The organism is Nocardia sichangensis (assembly GCF_047200615.1).
GTDB lineage: Bacteria > Actinomycetota > Actinomycetes > Mycobacteriales > Mycobacteriaceae > Nocardia > Nocardia sichangensis.
Genome location: NZ_JBJZOK010000032.1, coordinates 18,987 through 34,872, shown reverse-complemented (window position 1 = coordinate 34,872; position 15,886 = coordinate 18,987). Strand labels below are relative to the sequence as shown.

The 15,886-nt window shown below is 65.9% G+C and carries 25 protein-coding genes; 9 read left to right on the top strand and 16 right to left on the bottom strand.

Going from position 1 to position 15,886, the window contains the following annotated elements; genetic code table 11:
- Position 1 precedes the first annotated feature (1 nt).
- The 16 genes from ACL03I_RS32355 to ACL03I_RS32280 all read right to left on the bottom strand — a co-directional run bounded on the left by ACL03I_RS32355 (position 2) and on the right by ACL03I_RS32280 (position 7,801).
- Positions 2-577 (bottom strand): hypothetical protein, encoded by a 576-nt coding sequence (locus ACL03I_RS32355; protein WP_412807767.1) that lies wholly within the window; start codon positions 575-577, stop codon positions 2-4.
- Between the two features lie 208 nt (positions 578-785).
- Positions 786-1,175 (bottom strand): hypothetical protein, encoded by a 390-nt coding sequence (locus tag ACL03I_RS32350; RefSeq protein ID WP_412807766.1) that lies wholly within the window; start codon positions 1,173-1,175, stop codon positions 786-788.
- Positions 1,165-1,428: a hypothetical protein gene (locus ACL03I_RS32345; RefSeq protein ID WP_412807765.1), complete on the bottom strand. Its 264-nt coding sequence runs from the start codon at positions 1,426-1,428 to the stop codon at positions 1,165-1,167. The genes ACL03I_RS32350 and ACL03I_RS32345 overlap by 11 nt, the downstream gene beginning before the upstream one ends.
- On the bottom strand, positions 1,418-1,702 hold the full coding sequence (locus tag ACL03I_RS32340) for a hypothetical protein (protein ID WP_412807764.1): 285 nt from the start codon (positions 1,700-1,702) through the stop codon (positions 1,418-1,420). Before ACL03I_RS32340 ends, ACL03I_RS32345 begins: the two co-directional genes overlap by 11 nt.
- A gap of 80 nt (positions 1,703-1,782) precedes the next feature.
- Positions 1,783-2,175 carry a helix-turn-helix domain-containing protein gene (locus tag ACL03I_RS32335; RefSeq protein WP_412807763.1) on the bottom strand — a complete coding sequence of 131 codons (393 nt, stop codon included), beginning with the start codon at positions 2,173-2,175 and terminating at the stop codon, positions 1,783-1,785.
- A complete protein-coding gene (locus tag ACL03I_RS32330) occupies positions 2,175-2,372 on the bottom strand; it encodes a hypothetical protein (protein ID WP_412807762.1) in 198 nt (65 codons plus the stop codon). Before ACL03I_RS32330 ends, ACL03I_RS32335 begins: the two co-directional genes overlap by 1 nt.
- The gene (locus ACL03I_RS32325; protein WP_412807761.1) at positions 2,369-2,668 is read right to left on the bottom strand and encodes a hypothetical protein; all 300 of its coding nucleotides are present in this window, start codon (positions 2,666-2,668) and stop codon (positions 2,369-2,371) included. The genes ACL03I_RS32330 and ACL03I_RS32325 overlap by 4 nt, the downstream gene beginning before the upstream one ends.
- Positions 2,668-2,958, bottom strand: a complete 291-nt coding sequence (locus ACL03I_RS32320; RefSeq protein ID WP_412807760.1) for a PadR family transcriptional regulator — start codon at positions 2,956-2,958, stop codon at positions 2,668-2,670. Before ACL03I_RS32320 ends, ACL03I_RS32325 begins: the two co-directional genes overlap by 1 nt.
- The gene (locus ACL03I_RS32315; protein ID WP_412807759.1) at positions 2,955-3,215 is read right to left on the bottom strand and encodes a hypothetical protein; all 261 of its coding nucleotides are present in this window, start codon (positions 3,213-3,215) and stop codon (positions 2,955-2,957) included. The genes ACL03I_RS32320 and ACL03I_RS32315 overlap by 4 nt, the downstream gene beginning before the upstream one ends.
- On the bottom strand, positions 3,205-3,675 hold the full coding sequence (locus tag ACL03I_RS32310) for a DUF6221 family protein (protein WP_412807758.1): 471 nt from the start codon (positions 3,673-3,675) through the stop codon (positions 3,205-3,207). Before ACL03I_RS32310 ends, ACL03I_RS32315 begins: the two co-directional genes overlap by 11 nt.
- Positions 3,672-4,352 carry a tRNA(His) guanylyltransferase Thg1 family protein gene (locus ACL03I_RS32305; protein ID WP_412807757.1) on the bottom strand — a complete coding sequence of 227 codons (681 nt, stop codon included), beginning with the start codon at positions 4,350-4,352 and terminating at the stop codon, positions 3,672-3,674. Before ACL03I_RS32305 ends, ACL03I_RS32310 begins: the two co-directional genes overlap by 4 nt.
- Before the next feature lie 29 nt (positions 4,353-4,381).
- Positions 4,382-4,594, bottom strand: a complete 213-nt coding sequence (locus tag ACL03I_RS32300) for a hypothetical protein (protein ID WP_412807756.1) — start codon at positions 4,592-4,594, stop codon at positions 4,382-4,384.
- 59 nt (positions 4,595-4,653) lie between these two features.
- Positions 4,654-5,214 (bottom strand): hypothetical protein, encoded by a 561-nt coding sequence (locus tag ACL03I_RS32295; protein ID WP_412807755.1) that lies wholly within the window; start codon positions 5,212-5,214, stop codon positions 4,654-4,656.
- A gap of 175 nt (positions 5,215-5,389) precedes the next feature.
- Positions 5,390-6,832, bottom strand: a complete 1,443-nt coding sequence (locus ACL03I_RS32290) for a UvrD-helicase domain-containing protein (protein ID WP_412807754.1) — start codon at positions 6,830-6,832, stop codon at positions 5,390-5,392.
- Positions 6,833-6,921: 89 nt separating this feature from the next.
- Positions 6,922-7,164, bottom strand: coding sequence for a hypothetical protein (locus tag ACL03I_RS32285; protein ID WP_412807753.1), 243 nt, complete (start codon positions 7,162-7,164; stop codon positions 6,922-6,924).
- A 124-nt stretch (positions 7,165-7,288) separates the two neighbouring features.
- A complete protein-coding gene (locus ACL03I_RS32280; protein ID WP_412807752.1) occupies positions 7,289-7,801 on the bottom strand; it encodes a hypothetical protein in 513 nt (170 codons plus the stop codon).
- A 258-nt stretch (positions 7,802-8,059) separates the two neighbouring features.
- On the opposite strand from ACL03I_RS32280, the gene ACL03I_RS32275 reads away from it, so the two are divergent.
- From ACL03I_RS32275 to ACL03I_RS32235, 9 genes are all read left to right on the top strand, one after another.
- Entirely contained in the window at positions 8,060-10,207 is a 2,148-nt protein-coding gene (locus ACL03I_RS32275) for a major capsid protein (protein WP_412807751.1), read from the top strand.
- 104 nt (positions 10,208-10,311) lie between these two features.
- On the top strand, positions 10,312-11,043 hold the full coding sequence (locus ACL03I_RS32270) for a hypothetical protein (RefSeq protein ID WP_412807750.1): 732 nt from the start codon (positions 10,312-10,314) through the stop codon (positions 11,041-11,043).
- Positions 11,044-11,046: 3 nt separating this feature from the next.
- Positions 11,047-11,586, top strand: a complete 540-nt coding sequence (locus ACL03I_RS32265) for a hypothetical protein (protein WP_412807749.1) — start codon at positions 11,047-11,049, stop codon at positions 11,584-11,586.
- Entirely contained in the window at positions 11,576-11,827 is a 252-nt protein-coding gene (locus ACL03I_RS32260) for a holin (protein WP_412807748.1), read from the top strand. Before ACL03I_RS32265 ends, ACL03I_RS32260 begins: the two co-directional genes overlap by 11 nt.
- A gap of 193 nt (positions 11,828-12,020) precedes the next feature.
- A complete protein-coding gene (locus ACL03I_RS32255) occupies positions 12,021-13,130 on the top strand; it encodes a hypothetical protein (RefSeq protein WP_412807747.1) in 1,110 nt (369 codons plus the stop codon).
- Complete coding sequence (locus ACL03I_RS32250; protein WP_280413481.1) at positions 13,130-13,351, top strand: Acb2/Tad1 domain-containing protein; 222 nt, start codon at positions 13,130-13,132, stop codon at positions 13,349-13,351. The genes ACL03I_RS32255 and ACL03I_RS32250 overlap by 1 nt, the downstream gene beginning before the upstream one ends.
- A gap of 4 nt (positions 13,352-13,355) precedes the next feature.
- A complete protein-coding gene (locus tag ACL03I_RS32245) occupies positions 13,356-14,141 on the top strand; it encodes an LtfC-like domain-containing protein (RefSeq protein WP_412807746.1) in 786 nt (261 codons plus the stop codon).
- 9 nt (positions 14,142-14,150) lie between these two features.
- Positions 14,151-14,657: a hypothetical protein gene (locus tag ACL03I_RS32240; RefSeq protein ID WP_412807745.1), complete on the top strand. Its 507-nt coding sequence runs from the start codon at positions 14,151-14,153 to the stop codon at positions 14,655-14,657.
- Positions 14,657-15,871 (top strand): SGNH/GDSL hydrolase family protein, encoded by a 1,215-nt coding sequence (locus ACL03I_RS32235; RefSeq protein WP_412807744.1) that lies wholly within the window; start codon positions 14,657-14,659, stop codon positions 15,869-15,871. The genes ACL03I_RS32240 and ACL03I_RS32235 overlap by 1 nt, the downstream gene beginning before the upstream one ends.
- The last annotated feature ends 15 nt before the right edge of the window (positions 15,872-15,886 follow it).

The following is a 15,886-nucleotide window of genomic DNA, read 5'->3' as shown; positions in this document are numbered from 1 at the left end:
TCTAGCCGGTGTGCTGTTCCATGTGCGCTCGGCACAGCGCGTCGGTTTCGAGCAGCCCCCGTCGCCGGGTCACGCCGATCTGGGTTTCGTAGCGCCACTCGATCGGCAGCAGCCAGTCACAGCCCGGTTCAGGGCAGGACTTCGCGAGGTGCACGTACTCACCCTCGGCGAGAGGCGCCGTGAGGTCGCCGTGCCCGCAGAGCAGTTGCGTGGCAGCGGTGCGCTGCACGTACTCGGTCAGGTGTTCCTGTGCGCGGGTCGCGTCGCCCTGATAGTGCGTATTGGACTGTAGGAAGTCGGCGTCGTACCGGACGCCCGTCTCGATGGCGTAGCTGCCAGCGTCGATCAGTTTCTGTTCGTCGGTGCGCGGCACCGCGGCCAGATCGAGGTCAGCGAGAATCCTGTCGAGGTCAGCGACAACCCTGGCTGTTCGCTCGCCTGCCTCCAGCCGCATTTGCTCCCACACCTCCCACTCGGAGGGGCGGGCTAGCAGTGCTTCGGTTTCCTCGGGGGTGAGCTCCATGGCGACGGCGAGCCGCAGAATGGCGCGCTCACGTTCATTATTCGCGTAGCTCATCCGGTGGTTGCCTCCTCGTGTATCATCGACTGCGCAAGATGCAATAGCGTCTTTGAAGTGGGCCCGGCAGCCATCCGGACGGTTGGTGAGCCGGGTTTCGCGTATCTACAGTCCTCCCGGCGGGGACCGTCTTCCTGCGCTCCCGCACCGCGTCCTCGGCCAGGCTGGCAGACATAAAGATCCGCTGCCTCTGTGGCCTGGTCGCCGCTCACAGCGACCTCGCCGGGGGCGCGGTGTGTGGGGTCGTCACTTCACGGAGGAGCCGTTTCCGGCATTCCTCCCGGATTTTCTCCAACCCCTCGGGATAGTTCAGAGTGTGAAAGAACCGAGCGGTGACGCCATGTGTATGACGACACATCTCGCAGTCCGTCGTAAAGCTGATATCCCGCATGTGGGACAGGACCATCCAATGCCCGGGGACTTCGGTTCCGTCCTCATCGACGTAGGTGTCCATCCAGTAGTTCGGCGGTGTGGTGACCGGGGATTCGGTGATCTCTAACTCGGCGGCCAACACCTCGGCCAGTCCCGCGTCCAAGTCCCGGCGCTTGGCGCGGCCGGCGTCCAAGTCCAGGCGCAGGCGCAGTTCGTCATCCTGCATCGGTGGTGTCCTCTTCCACGCCCAGATGTATGCCGCCTTGTTCGAGTGCCGCGCGCGCGAGCACGGCCACCTGCTCAGCGGTCGCAAACGACTGCTGATGCGGTGCACCCAAACCATCCCGGATTCCGGTCCCGCTGCATTCGCAGATGGTCCAGGACTGGGTGATCCGGCCGCCGTCGCTGGTCTCCGTGGTGAGGGTCAGCAGTGCGTTGCCGTGGGTGTCGTGGTCGTCTCCGGGTTGGTCATTCGTCATCTGTGGTGTCCTCGTCTTCGGCTGGGTCCGCGTACTCGTCGTGGAATAGGCCAGAGCATTCCTCCACGATCAGCGTGAGCGATGGCCCTTTCCTCGGCGACGGCGCGCCGGTCGGCCAGTCGTGCGACCCCGACACCGGATAGGACCAATCTCGTGCGATCACCCGCACCACCAGAAACTGGTTGTCCTCATCGACCACGCCGAGAACATCACCTACCGACGGCGGGTACGGCGTGCGGTGAACCACGCTGTCGTTGGCCCTCCCGTAGAACACGGACGTGTATCTGAACTTCCCCGATTCCGGACTGGGCCGACGAACGTGGAACCGGCAGTGCACCATATGCGGATCGGCCATCAGCTGGTGGTCCTGTCTGCGCGCAGGAACGTCGTCGGCCTACTGGTCCCCCAGCTTGCGACTTCGGCGCCGGTGTCCATGTTGACCATCACCCCGTGGCTCAGGCACTCCTGGCCTTCGATACCGACGTGGGCGCGCAACGGCCTGCCGCAGTGGGCGCATTCGGTGTCCGCGGGAATCGGCGGGATCTCCGTTGCGGCGAGCAGGTTCGTCCACACGCGGGTGGTGGCCGCGACCTTCCCGGCCAGCACACGCGAGACGTACTTCTCGCTGTACCCGGTCGCTTCGGCCAACTCGGCTTCCGTCATCGACTTGACCCGCTCAAGGCTGTTCATCTTGTTACGAAGGCCCTCGACCAGACGTTCGTAAACGCGATCGGTCTGCTCGGTCATCAGGCTTCTCCTTCTTCGATGCAGCCCCAGCACACCGGGCGCATGATCTCCGGGATCTCCATCCCTACCCGGTTCTCCACGTCGGGGAACGACAGCAGGGTGCCCGCGTTCTTCATCAGGTCTGGCCGCGAACCCAGCAGTGTGTTGCACACGTAGCAGTGCTGCGGCCACTGATCAACGGGTATCGGTTGCTTCACCGCGGCGTGCCCATCTCGGGCCGGTATTCGGTGGCGGTGTAGGTCCACAACCGTTCGACGGTCAGCCCAGCCTCTGCAGCTTCGACCTTGACCCACTCTCCGTCTGTGCCGCCGAAGCGATGCTCGCCGCTCGGGTCGACCGCGCGGTGGTAATCGCCGGGCTGCATCCGTTCCCGTATCGCCGCATCCACGATGGCGTCCCGCGATGGGAGTGTTTCCAGCACGTCTGCTATCCGCTCCAAGGCCAGCATTTGCCGTTCCTGGATATCGTCCGGCGAGTAGAAGTCTCTGCCCATCAGGGTTCTCCTGCCTCGGTCAGTAATTGGGTGAGTTCGCGGCGTCCGGTATCGGTGAGGCGGTACCAGCGGCGCCGATACCGTTGGCCCTCCACCACCGGTTGCCATCCGTCGGTCAACCAGCCGTCCCGGCGCATCCGCGCGAGCACCGGATAGAGGACACCCGATGAGACCCGCGCGCGGCGGGACAGCGGGTATCCGTAGTGCTCGTCGTCGGGGGACTCGAGCAGGACTGCGGCGATGCGGAGGCGACCGCGTTCCCAGCGTGCACGGAGTGGGTTCCAGCTCACTGTGGTTCTCCTGGTTCGGCGGCGATCTCGTCGGCCAGGCTGGACAGCGCGGCGGCGGCGGCCGATACCTCCACCAGGCGTTCACGGGGGATTCGGCGCAGGGCATCGCGGGCGCGGTCGATGTCGCCGCGGAACATCCAGCCCATCGCGCCCTGCACAGTCCAGGTCTGTCCGGCCCGCGCGAATCCTTCCCCGGCCTGTCGCAGGTGAGCGGCGACCTGTTCCCAGTCCACGTGGGGTGTGTTGTCATTCGGCATCGGTGGCCCATTCCTTCCGGTATTCCGGGTGTGTGTTCCAGTACGCGGCGAGGTCACGGTGCATCTTCTGGAAGGTGTACGGCTGGACTACGCGACCGATGTAGCCGAGAACGCTTGCCTGTTCCAGCTCGTCCTCTTTCACGTTTTCCGCGTGGCGGAGCATGGCGCGGACCATCGTGCACCGGCGCAGTGTGGCGTTCGGGTCCTCGGCCGCGATGTGCACGGACTGCGGAACGCGCGGGAATCCCTCGTCGTGAACGACGTTGCCCCACTCGATCCCGTCGTCAGCGTTGGGGTCGGCGCCCGAGGTCACCCACCCGCCGGACACCTTGGCGGTCTGCCCGGCGAACCACTCCCCCGGATCGCCGTTGGTGTCCTCCCGGGCGCACTCGATCGCGGCGCGTGCGCGCGCCTCGTCGTCGGCCAGGCGCGCGGTGATGAATTCGAGGATGGTGGTCACGTCGTGGCCTGCTCTCTCTCGCACGCGATCACCGAGGTCAGGTAGTCATCGAGGTCGGTGTAGTTCCATACGTCGTGGCTCACCTCGCCGCCGACCCGGACGAACGTGCCGTTCTTCTCCCGGCCGGTGAGGTCGGTGGCCCAGAGGATGCCCTTGCCGTACAACATGTGGTGCAGCTCGGCCCGGTTACGGCCGTAGCATTCGCGGTGGGAGAAGTGGGCGCGGGCGAGCATCGACAGCGAGTTCCGTTCCCAGTCCTGTTGCCTCCACACGAACACGTTCGGGGCGTCCGCGCGGGGCACGGAGAACGCGCGGGCGTCGAACACGGCGAGGTTCGCGGTCCGGCCGTGCATGGCGTCGTTGAAGTGCGCGGTGAACAGGGCGGCGGTGATGGAGACGATCTTCGACAGGTCGCGGTCGAACCATGCCGCGGTGGTGAGGGTGTCGTAGTCGGTGAGCAGGAATGTCGACTCATCCGATTGGGTGTAGGCGAGTTTGAAGCCCTGCATGTCCGCTGCGGTCATCTGGGTGGCGTGGACCATCGCATCCATCAGATGTGGGTCGAACGGGCGCGCCATGTTCCGGGTGTAGGTGTGGAAGGCGCGGCCGTCGACGCGGACGAACAGTGGGGTACGGGGCAGCAGATGCGGGTTGGTCACCGCTTCGTACCGCTTCATACGGGTAGCGGGATCACCGTGGCGGCCCATCACATCTCTCCCTGCTGCGTCTGCCGGATGTCGCCGAACTCCTGGGCAAGATGCGTCTGGATCCGCTGTGACAGAGTTTCGACGGCGTTGGCCACGTCCTGCGCGATGAAGCGTGGGTTGTCGCCGGTCGACCAGTCGTGCGAGCGGAGCGAGATCCGCATCGGCTTTTTCCCGTTCTCGATCGCAACCGCGACCGTGATGTAGCCCTCCAAGGCTCAAGGTTCCTTTCATGATGGGAGGCCGCGTTGAAGGTTTCGGCCCGAATGTTGAATCAGTCGATGAAGACGGCGGGGTGGTCAGATTTCCACTGGACCCACTGCCGCCCGTTGCCGTTGATGTGGTCGATCAGGGCGCGTAATCCCGCTGCGGTGGGCGGGAACTGGGCTTGTGTGGCCGGGTCGTTCCGGAACGGCCACAGCCCATGTCGGAAGGTTGCGCGCCGGTACTGCCACCCGGCCACGGATTTGGCGAGGACGACGGTGTTGGTGGAGTCGTCCACGTCGAACGGCTCGGCGAGCATCCGCGCAGCCCAGTGCTCGTAGTAGTAGGCGCGTCGGTAGTTGATGAACGATCCGATGATCTCGGCTTCACGCTCGGACGGCTCGGCGAGTTCGCCGTCGAGCAGGAAGGTGTCACCATGGGTTGGGATCACCACGGCGACTTCGTACTTCCAGCGTGGGTGCGAGGTGGTGACGCGCGGGATGCGCCACCGTTGCGCCCAAGGGTGGGTGGGGTCGGCATCGTAGGTGCGTTCGGGCATGTTCTTGTCCAGTTCGGTCAGTGGTTCCATGGGCGTGGCGAAGGCCAGGCGTGCCGGGGTTCGAACTGCCACTCCATGTCCGTGGTGACGGTGCTGTCAGCGCCGCAGCCGGGGCGTGCGCATAGGAAGCGGACGCATCCCTCGCGGGCGGCGCGGGGGCTGGGGACCTTCGTCCAGATGTGGCCGTGCTCATAGCAGCCGGGGTGGAGTTCCCCGACTGCTATCAGCATTTCGGCGTACGACGCCATCAGGCCGCCATCAGGTACTTGTCGATCCATGAGAGGCCGCCGGTGTCGAGGCAGAGTTTCGCGCGGGTCACCGACACGTAGGCGAGCATGATGTCAGCGGCGGGGATCTCTTCGTACTCACCAGTCTCGGGGTCGAGTTCGGGTTCGGTGAAGTCCCTCGCGATCAACACCGAATCCCATTCGCGGCCCTTGGCCTTGTGGCCGGTGGAGATCACCACGTCGGCGCGGCGTTCGTCGGTCAGCTTCTCGGTCGCCGCGATCACCGCGTCCGGGCCGTGCTCGTCAATGAGCTGGACGAACGGTCGCAGGTCCTGCCCTGACGGTTCGTCGCTGTAGTCCTGCACCTCCTGCCACGTGGTGAACACGAACAGTTCGGGGTGGTAGGTGGGGCGGCCAGCCTTCAAGTCCTGGGCCGCGAGCGCGAGTTGTTTGATCGCGCCGCCACCACCGACCAACGCGACGCGGACGCCGGCGTTGAGGCGTTGCATCACCTCGGCCATGGCGCGACCGTTGGTGCGGCACAGGATCGCGTTCGGGTTGGCGGCCGACTCGAGTTTCGACGCGAGCGAGGGGTTCCCGGACAACCGGAGTGGGGTGTCCAGCAGGGACAGCCATTTGTTGGCTTCGTCGGCGACGGCCTGACCGAATCGCCACGACTGGCTGAGGTACAGGCGTTCGTCGGCAGGCCACGTGTTGAGGGCATCGACCGCGCCGCGCCAGGCGTACAGCTGCTGTGCGGAATCGCCCACGGCGATCTGTTGTCCGGGCTGGGACTGAACCAGGCGCGCCACCAGGGGGTTGGAGTCCTGGCACTCATCGAGCATGACGACATCGAACGGCAGGACCGGGTTCGTGAGCGCCCAAATCTTCAGGTAGTGATCGTGTTCGAACTTCAAGCGGCCGTCGCGGGAGACGATGTCGGCCCATGCCTTGCGGGCATACGGCACGACATAGCTTGCGATGGCCGTCTGCTGGTCGCGGTCGAGGCCCCGTTGAAACGGGACATGTTGGGTGCCGATCTCGTGGTCCGAGCTGTAGCAGTAGCGGCCTACGGTTTCGATGGTGATGCGCGCGAGGGTGCGGGGCGCGATTTTTACCGTCTCCAGGTCGAGCCAAGTTTTCATGTCGAGGAGTTCGGCGGCGCGGCGCGCGGGCTGACGTGGGCCGTTCAATCGGTGGCGGTAGTCGCCGCCGACCGCCGAATAGGCAAGTCCGTGCGCCGTTTTCACGGTGACGTTGTCGGGGAAGCTGGCTCGGGCTTCGTCGGCGGTGGCCCGGTTGTAGGCGACGTAGAGGGCGGTGCGGTCGGCCAGAGCTCGCGAGACCATCTTGAGGGTGGAGGTCTTTCCTGTTCCGGCTCCGGCCTGGACGACGAGGTTTCGTCCGGTGCGGGCGGCGTCGATGATCAGCTGCTGTTCGGTGGTCGGTTTGTATCCAGGCATGTCCGGTTCCTCCGGTTGGTGACGGCTAGTCCGTCGGGTGGGGGTGGTGGCCGCCCGCGCAGTGCGGGCGGCCGAGCGGGGGGCGTCGGTCAGTTGACGCGCACCCCGTGTTCCTGGGCGAGAGCCTTTCCGGCATCGGTGAACTCGATCCAGGTGTCGCCGGATTCCCGGAATGTCTCGATGAGTCCGGCGCGCTTGAGTTGGGTCAGGTTGCCGCGGTCTTCCTTGGAGCCGCCGACGTTTCCGCCGACCAGCGGGGTGCCGGACCAGTTGCCAGCGTCTCGGGCGTAGGCCAGGAACAGTTCGAGGGATTTGTCGGTGATCGTGGTCATGGTTCCGGTTCTCCTCCGGTTTGTGACGGTTACTCCGTCCTGCACCCACGACAATACACACCCACAACCGATTGGTCAATCGGGTTGGGGCGGCACGAATATCGGATGCCGCCCCAACATCGGATCAGCGCTGGAACGTCGAGAAATCCCCCTGCCACAACACCGAACCCGCCGTCACCACCGCCGGATTCAACTCCGCTTTGGCGACTTTGTAGGCGTGTTTGACGGTTTGGCGTGAACCAGGCGGGATTGCACCCGACACTCCCTGCCCGTACCCCTCGGTAAATGACACCGTCTGATCTATGGGCTTCCCCGACGGCCCGTACACCAGCGTGGGGGTAGGCCAGTTGTACCCCTGGAACACCTGGGTTCCGGTGTTGACGAGCTGGAACGTGAACACGGTGACCGGACCGTACCGCGACTGGACGTCTTCCACCGACAGGATCATCACGTCCATTCCGGTGTTCTGACTGTGGCCGGTGTCGGTCGGCGCCAGCACCCCCCGTGCCGGACTGGATGTGGCCGGCGAGGCGCCCGCCGCGGTGGTCGTGCCGGGCATCACCGGTGTCGAATCCCCCCGCGTGTCGGTGTCACCGGAACACCCCGTGATTGTCAGCGCGACCGTGCAGATCGCCACACCCAGTACTCGCCTCAATTGCGTACCCCTCTCGCACACATGTTCGAGGAATAACCGCAGGTCACCCCCCGTTTTTCCGCCGCAGCATAACCGCCCGAACCCGTGTTGCGCCCCCCTTCCGTAGCTTCCGCCCTAATCGCTGGGGTATGGCTGCGGGCCTCCCGGTGGAGCTGGGGTATGGCTGCGGGCCTCCCACACCTGAGTCGGGGTATGGCTGCGGGCCTCCCGAGCAATCACTCATGCCCTGGGAGGAAACCGATGGACCCGTTCGAAATGCCCGAAGACCTGACCGGGCTGACGCGGGATGAACTGTCCGCGCTGCTCGCACAGGCGGAGGCGGAGTTCGATCGCGTGTCGGCCGCACCCCGCCCCGACGGCCAGATCATCAGCCAGGCCGATGTGGAACGCCTGCGGGAACTGACCACCGCCGCGAACACCCTTACCGGCCAGATCAACACCGTCGACGCCGAGAACGCCGCGCGCGCGGCCGAGGCGCGCGAACTGATCGAGGCGCGCGCCGCCCGCGCGGCCGTGCCGGAGCCGACGCCGGAGCCGGTAGTGGAGCTGACCCCGGAACTGGCCGCCGCGCCGGTTACTCCGGAGGGCACCGCGCCCGACAACGGCGGAACCGGTGGCACCGACGGCGGTGCGGCGGATGTCGTGACCGCCGCCGAGCAGATCACCGAGCAGGCCGCCACGGCAGCGCCCGCGGTGACCGCGTCCACTACCCCGCCTGCCCCCGCGCCGGCGGCTCCGTCGTTCCGGGGGTTGGGTGCGCGCACCGGCCGCGCGCTGGCCACCCAGGCGCCCAGTCCCGCCGAGGTCGGATTCATCATGCGGCCGAACGCCCACAAGTACGTGGGCGGGCACGTCGGCTTTCGGGAGTTGGCGGCGTCGATCAATGCGATGACCACCGGGCAACGGATCTACGGCAACCGTGACCCGCTGCGTTTCGATGGCGGCGCGAGCCTCGGCAAGATCCCGCTGAGCTTGGCGACTCTGGATCGTGGCTTCTCCGACGCCGACATCATCAACGCCGAGTCGGAGGAGGAGTACCGGGATGCGCTGACCTCGCTGGTGGAGCGCACCGACTGGCGGGCATCGGCTTTCGATGACGAGGGCGCGCTTACCGCGGCCGGTGGCTGGTGCGCGGTCCCGGAGACGATCTATACGTTCTGCGACGTCAACCCGGCAACGGGTCTGCTCACCCTGCCCAGCGCGAACTTCGGACCGCGCGGCGGGCAGCGGCGCCCGGTCGAACCGGACTTCCGTGAGCTGTACGCCACCCTCCCGTGGCGGTACACGGCCACCGAGTTGGAGGCGGTCGACGGCAGCGGCAACCCGGTGGTGACAAAGCCGTGTGTCGAGATCCCGTGCACCACCTGGCAGGAGATCGAGGTCGAAGCGATTGGCCTGTGCGTGACCGCGGGCATCCTGCAGAAGCGCGGCCACCCGGAGCTGGTGCAGCGGTTCCTGGAGGAGGTCGTCAAGGCGCACCTGATCAAGATCAGCCTGTGGTCGATCATGGACATGGCCGATGTGTCGACCGCGTACACGATCACCGGTGGCGCGGTGGGTGCGGCGGGCGCGATGCTCAACGGGTTCGCGTTGCGCTCCACCCTGATCCGGCAGCAGGAGCGCGTCGACCGCACCGCCCTCATCGAGGGTGTCGCGCCCGCGTGGGCGCTGGAGGTCGCGAAGGCGGACATGGCGTTGCAGCAGGGCCGCGAGGTGAAGGCGGTCACCGATCAGGAGATCGATTCGTGGCTGCTATCGCGCAACATCAGGATGCAGTGGGTGCAGCACTGGCAGGAGCTGCCCGTCAACTCGATCCGGTGGCCCAACAGCGTTGACGCGCTGCTGTACCCGGCGGGTGCGTTTGTTCAGCACCTTCAGCCGGTGATCGAGGTCGGCACCCTCTACGACAAGGCCATGTTGCAGCAGAACCGGTACATGGAAATTTTCACCGAGGACGAGTACGCGATCGACAAGCGCTGCCGGATCTCGGAGAAGGTGACGGTCCCGCTGTGCGCCAACGGATCCATTGGTGCGCGTGAGCAGATCACCTGCCCCACAACGGTGAACGAGGTCCAGACTCCGACCATCTCGGGTTCACCGACCGGCGGCACCTTCACGCTCACTTTCAAGGGCCAGACCACCGCACCGCTGGCGTACAACGCCACCGCGGCGCAGGTCCAGGCGGCGTTGGCGGCGCTGTCCACCATCGGCGCGGGCAACGTGGCTGTCACCGGCTCGGCCGGTGGACCCTACACGGTGACGTTCCAGGCCCTGCTGGGCGCGACCAACGTCCCGGCGATGACCGCCACCGGCAGCTTCACCGGTGGCAGCTCGCCGTCGATCGCGGTCACCCAGACCACGGCCGGTGCCCCGAACACGCTGACCTAGTCGGCGTCCCGTTCTCCAGTCCGGGGCGGTGCGAGACCCCCCTTTCCCGGTGGCTGCCCCTCGCACCGCCCCGGCTGGACCCCTGACCTGATTGGAGGAAGCCCGTGGAGGTCTACCGGCCGCCACTCGCGAACCCGGCGCCGGGTGGCCTATACGGCGCAGCCACCATCCTGGAGAACAACACGCGTCTCCAGTTCGGCATGAAAGTCGAGACCGCGAACTGTGGGCCGTCGTGGGTGTGGCCCATCGACTGCGACGCCACCCCACCCGATCCATCCCCGAAAGGCGAAGAGGGCCGCACCGATTGGGACGAGCACACCTTCACCGGTGACGTGTTCGGTGCCCACGACAACTGCTCTGCGCTCGTCCCGCCAGCGGAGGCGGCGCAGCGCGCGGAACAACTCCAGCGGCTCCACGAGTCCGTCCACGTCGAGGACAAGCTGGTGCCGCGTCTGCTCGCGATGGCCGGTAGCCCCACCGACGTGACCGGCCTAGTGGCCGCTGTTGGCGCGCTCGAGGAAGCCGTCGCCGAGTTCGGTTTCACCGGTGTCATCCACGCAGCACCGCATCTCGCCGCGCCGCTGTACAACGCGCAACTGGTGCGTGTGTCGGGTTCGTACTTGGTCAGCCCGCTCGGCCACCGGTGGGCGTTCGGCGCCGGGTACGCGGACCTGAACGAAACCCTCGTCGCCACCGGCCCGGTCGTTGTGCACCGCGGCCCGGTCATCCCGTCTTCCGGCCCGGACTACACCCACAACCAGCGCCTCGACGTAGCCGAGCGCGAGGTGCTTGTGACCTGGGAGTGCTGGACCACCGCTGTAACGATCGGAGCATAGGAAATGCAGGCAATCACGGAGATCGACGGCGACACTGCCACCGTCCGACCACTTCACCACAGCGACCGGCCACGGCTGGCGGCGCTACTGCTCCAAGCGGCAGGACCGGGGAACGCGCGCGCGGTGCGCTCGGTATCTCTCAAGGGCGGCGGACGCGGGTATCAAGTCACCACCGCCATCGCCGAAGCGGCGGGCCTGGTCCCGGTCGAGGCGGACAGCGAGTTCGATTCCGGTGGCGTCGCCAGCGAGATCGGCCTTTCGCCGACGACCGTTCAGGAGCCGGAACGCGTGTTCAGCCCGGAAGAGGTCCGCGCGTTCGAAGCATGGCTCGATGCAGAAGCGGCGTTCGCGAAGGAACAGAAGAACGCCGAACCGGCGAAGAAGGCCCCCGCCAAGAAGGCACCCCCGGCGAAGGCCGCACCGAGAGGCAAAGCCACAACCCCGAAGACCGATGCAGGCAAGTCGGCTTCGAGTGACGACACCGTCGCCGCAGGAGACTCGGCGGCCGATGCGAGAGAAGCGGGTGATTCGAATGTGGAGTAGCGCGTTCTGGAAGGACACCGCCGAGCGGGCGACGAAGACGTTCGTTCAAGCGCTGATTCCGTCGATATCGGTGATCTACCTCGCCGGACCGGACTGGGCGAGCATCACCAACGGGCTCGGCATCGCTGGTGTCGCGGCCGGTATTTCGATCCTGACGTCGATCGGGTCCGCACTGCGTGGTGATCCGGAAACCGCGTCTCTGGTCGCGCAGGCGACGGGGAAGCACGCACGCCCCGAATGAGGGAAGAAATATTATAACCTGCCGTTGACCTGCGGATTTGTGTTCGTGGTGAAACTTCGGCGGCGATAATATCCCGCTCAAAATCAAGGTCGACATCACCACTCCGTGAGGGAGGGGGCCGCTGCGCCCCCTCCCTCTACCTTGCGTCGTGTTCCGGGGCCGGGCAGCCACGTGGACAAACTCGGAGACGGACGTGGCGACATACGGAATGGTCAAGGTGAGGCGTGCGCGTTTCACCGTGGTCGACCGGTGCGGGATGCCGATCGCGGGACCGCGGTCGCGCCTCACCACCAGTGGGCTCATCACCCTCACTGCGAGCCCGGTCATGCGGGACGCGGAAGAACTCGAGCAAACCAACGGTGAAGGCCGGGTGTGTGTTTCGGACCGCACCCCCGCTGAACGCAAGTGGTGGAACATCGGCCTGGAGCTGTGCAAGGTCAACACCTGCCTGTACAACATGCTGCTGGACTGGAAGCTCGTCACCAGCTGGGAGGGCAAGCCGATCGGCTTCACCGACAAGCGGTCCGGTCGCCCCGATCGTGGTGTGGCGGTCGAGATTTGGACCGGCGTCGGCTCCGAGGACGAGTGCGACGAGATCCCCACCACCGACGACATCCTGTTGACCGGCGCGGCCGGTGACACCACCAAATACGGGTACCTGGCGTGGCCGGCCGTGCGTGAGTTCGCACTCGGCGCTGACCTCGACCTGGGTGCGAAGGTGTCCACGTTCAAGCTCAACGGGATCACCAACAGCCCGACCCGGTGGGGGCTGTCGCCGTACAACGTGATGCCCGCGGATGCTTCCAACACCCCGCGCCGGATGTTGGAGCCGATCGAGATCGGCGCCCATCACATCAGCTTCGAGACCACCGTCGCGCCGCCGGAGGCCGACGAGGATTGCTGCCCGCTGGTGCTGCCGTCCCCGTACTACGGGGAGACCGCGGCGACGACCGCACCGTCGCAGCCTGCGTGTGGCGCGGTCGGCTCCAACGAAATCCAGACGGTGACCATCACCGGCACCCCGACTGGTGGCACGTTCTCCCTCATCTACCAGGGTGCGACCACCACGCCGCTCGCCTACAACGCGGCAGCGGCGGCGGTGCAGGCCGCGCTCGAGGCCTTGTCCACGATCGGTGAGGACAACGTCACTGTCACCGGCAGCACGGGTGGTCCTTACACCGTCGAATTCGTCGGTGATCTGGCCGAATTGAATCTCCCGCTGATGACCAAGACAGCGAACCTGACCGGCGGCACCAGCCCGAACGTGACGATCGCACAGTCGCAGGCCGGGGGCGTCTACTGATGGCGTCTGGCGAGGATCTCGATAACCGGTTCGCGTTTCATCCAGCGACCACCGACGAACGGCGTGAGGCGCACGAGACGATCCGCGCGGCGGCCCGCGCGTTCGCCGAGGTGGTCAACGACACCGTTCCGGACAGTCGCCCACGTGAGCTGGCCTCTGCTCTCACGAAGATCGAAGAGGCCATGTACTGGGCGAACGCGGGCGTGGCCCGACAGGACTGAGCTCGTGGTCACTCTGGGGGATGTTCCTGCCCCGCTCACGTTGTCGCTCGATCCGGCCGCCAATTTCGTCGGCCGGATCGAGTTGCGCACCGCGCAGGGTGTCGCGGTGTCGTGGCCGGACGGCACCACCGCCGAAATCCAGCTCACCGCCCGCGGAACCGATTTCGAAGCCGTCTGGACCGCCACCGTCGCGGGGCCGTTGATGTCGTGGGCGATCCCGTCGGTCAACGTCCAAGCGGTGCCGCGGCACAGCTGGGCACAGTTGTGGCTGTTCTACCCGGATTCGGAACCTCTGCTGTGGGCGGAGGGGAATGTCGAGTTCGGCTGTCGGAAACCGGGATTCGGGTATGTGCTGGCGGTTCCGCAGGATGGTCCCGGGGTGGTGGCTGTGCCGGTGCCTGGCCCGCCGGGGCCGCCGGGGGACGCGGCCACATCGCGGGTCGTTCTCACCGGCACCGCTGGTGTCCCACTCGGCGGGCACCGCGCGGTCTATCGCCGCGGTGACGAGCAGATCGAATACGCCTCCTGCGTGATCCCCGCGCATATGGATGTGCCGATCTGGGTGACGCTCGGCGCGGCCAACGCCGGGGACCTGGTGTCGATGGTCGCGCTCGGTGAGATCACCGAGGGGTCCTGGTCCTGGACGGCGGGGGGCGCGATCTTCCTCGGCACGAACGGCCTACTCACACAGACGCCCCCCGTGGGCGCTGACTTCCTGGCGGTACTCGGCACCGCAACCACTCTCACCTCGATTTATGTCGACCGTCAACCGTCGATCGACCTCGTTTAGGAGAACACCATGGCTGGCGACAAATACCTCTACAACAACGCGGGCACCATCACCGAGAAGGCCGCAATCCAAACATCGGCCGGTGCTGGTGACGCGGGCAAGATCCCAGCACTGGATACCGCAGGCAAACTCGATACGTCGATGATGCCGACAGGCATCGCCGCAGACACTGCATCGGTCACGACCTCCGAAGCTTTGGCAGCAGGCGATCTGGTCAACATCTGGAACAGCACGGGCGCCAAGGCCCGCAAAGCAGATGCCACCGTGGCAGGTAAAGAAGCACACGGGTTCGTGCTCAGCGCGGTATCGAGTGGTGCCGCGGCAACGGTCTACTTCGAGGGCACGAACTCCGGTGTCACCGGTTTGACGCCCGGTGTGCAGTACCTGTCGACGACCGCGGGGCTGGCAACCGCCACACCTCCGTCCGGATCGGGCAACGTGGTGCAGCGGGTCGGATTCGCTACAGCAGCCGCAGCTCTCAACTTCCAGTCGCAACCGCCGGTGGTGCTGGCCTGATGGTGGCGCGGCTCCCGCTGGTCAACGTGGCGGGCACAACCCAGGAGCTGCCCGGCAGCGACACGATCACCGATCTGTCGTCGCCGTCGCGGACTTTGACGCTGCCGCACAGCAACGGCGGCCTGGGTGGCACAGTGGCTACCTCTATCAGCGCGGCGACGGCTGGCAGTGTCCGGTTCGTGGTGAAGCTGCCCACCACGACGACGCAGTGGCGGATCAAGATCCGCAACCGCGACTACGGCCAGACGAACCTCACCGCGGGGACACTGAAGAAGCTCATCGTCGGCGGACACGCAAGGGCAACGACTGGAACAGCCCTGGAAACAGGCAGTTTTACGGGCAACGCGGCTACCACGATCGTCAGCACGGACCAGACGATTCCGGGTGACGGCACGTGGTACACCTCGCCATGGGTGACCGCTGGCGGTGATCAGTTCCCAGCTGGTGTGGAGATGCTGGTTGCGTTCGGTTACACGTTCGCTTCCAGCACTGCTGTGTCGACGGGGTGTGGTCGTGGCTGGCATTGGACCAACAGCACGTCGGCGACTGATCCGACGGTGGCGGGATCTGGTGCGACACAGCAGTACATCCCGTTCGACTGGGTCGTGGAGTACCAGGTCACTTCACGCAGGAAAGTCACTCTCGTGATCGGTGATTCGATCTCCGAGGGCATCATGGGCGGCAACTCGTCATTGTCCTCGACATCGTTGTGGCGTGGCCCGTTCTGGTTGTGGGCGGCCCGCGACAACCGGCTGATCGTCAACCTGTCGCTCGCCGGAATCGCGCTCACACACTTCGCTACAACCCCAGCCAGCAACTACCTGTGGAATCGGCAGAGCTTCACCGCATCCGACATCGACGAAGTGATCATCTCAGCGGGTAGCAACGATATGAACAGCGGTAGGACATTGGCCCAGATGCAAGCCGACGTGCTCACGATCGTGTCCTACCTGCAATCCACACTCGGTGTCACGGCACCGATATACATGGCCACGATCCTCGCGCGCGGCTCGACCGGCGACGCGGTCCGCTTGACCTACAACGAATGGATCAGCCAGCTGCCCACGTTCAGCAGCGGCCTGGTCGACTTCGACGGCGCGCTGCGCGGCACCACCGCACAGAACCTGGTCGACCAATACACCCCGGATTCGATCCACCCGTCGTGGCTGGGTGCGATGGTGATGGCCGACCAGCTGTGCGTGTCCATGCCCTGAACGGCTGCACCCCAC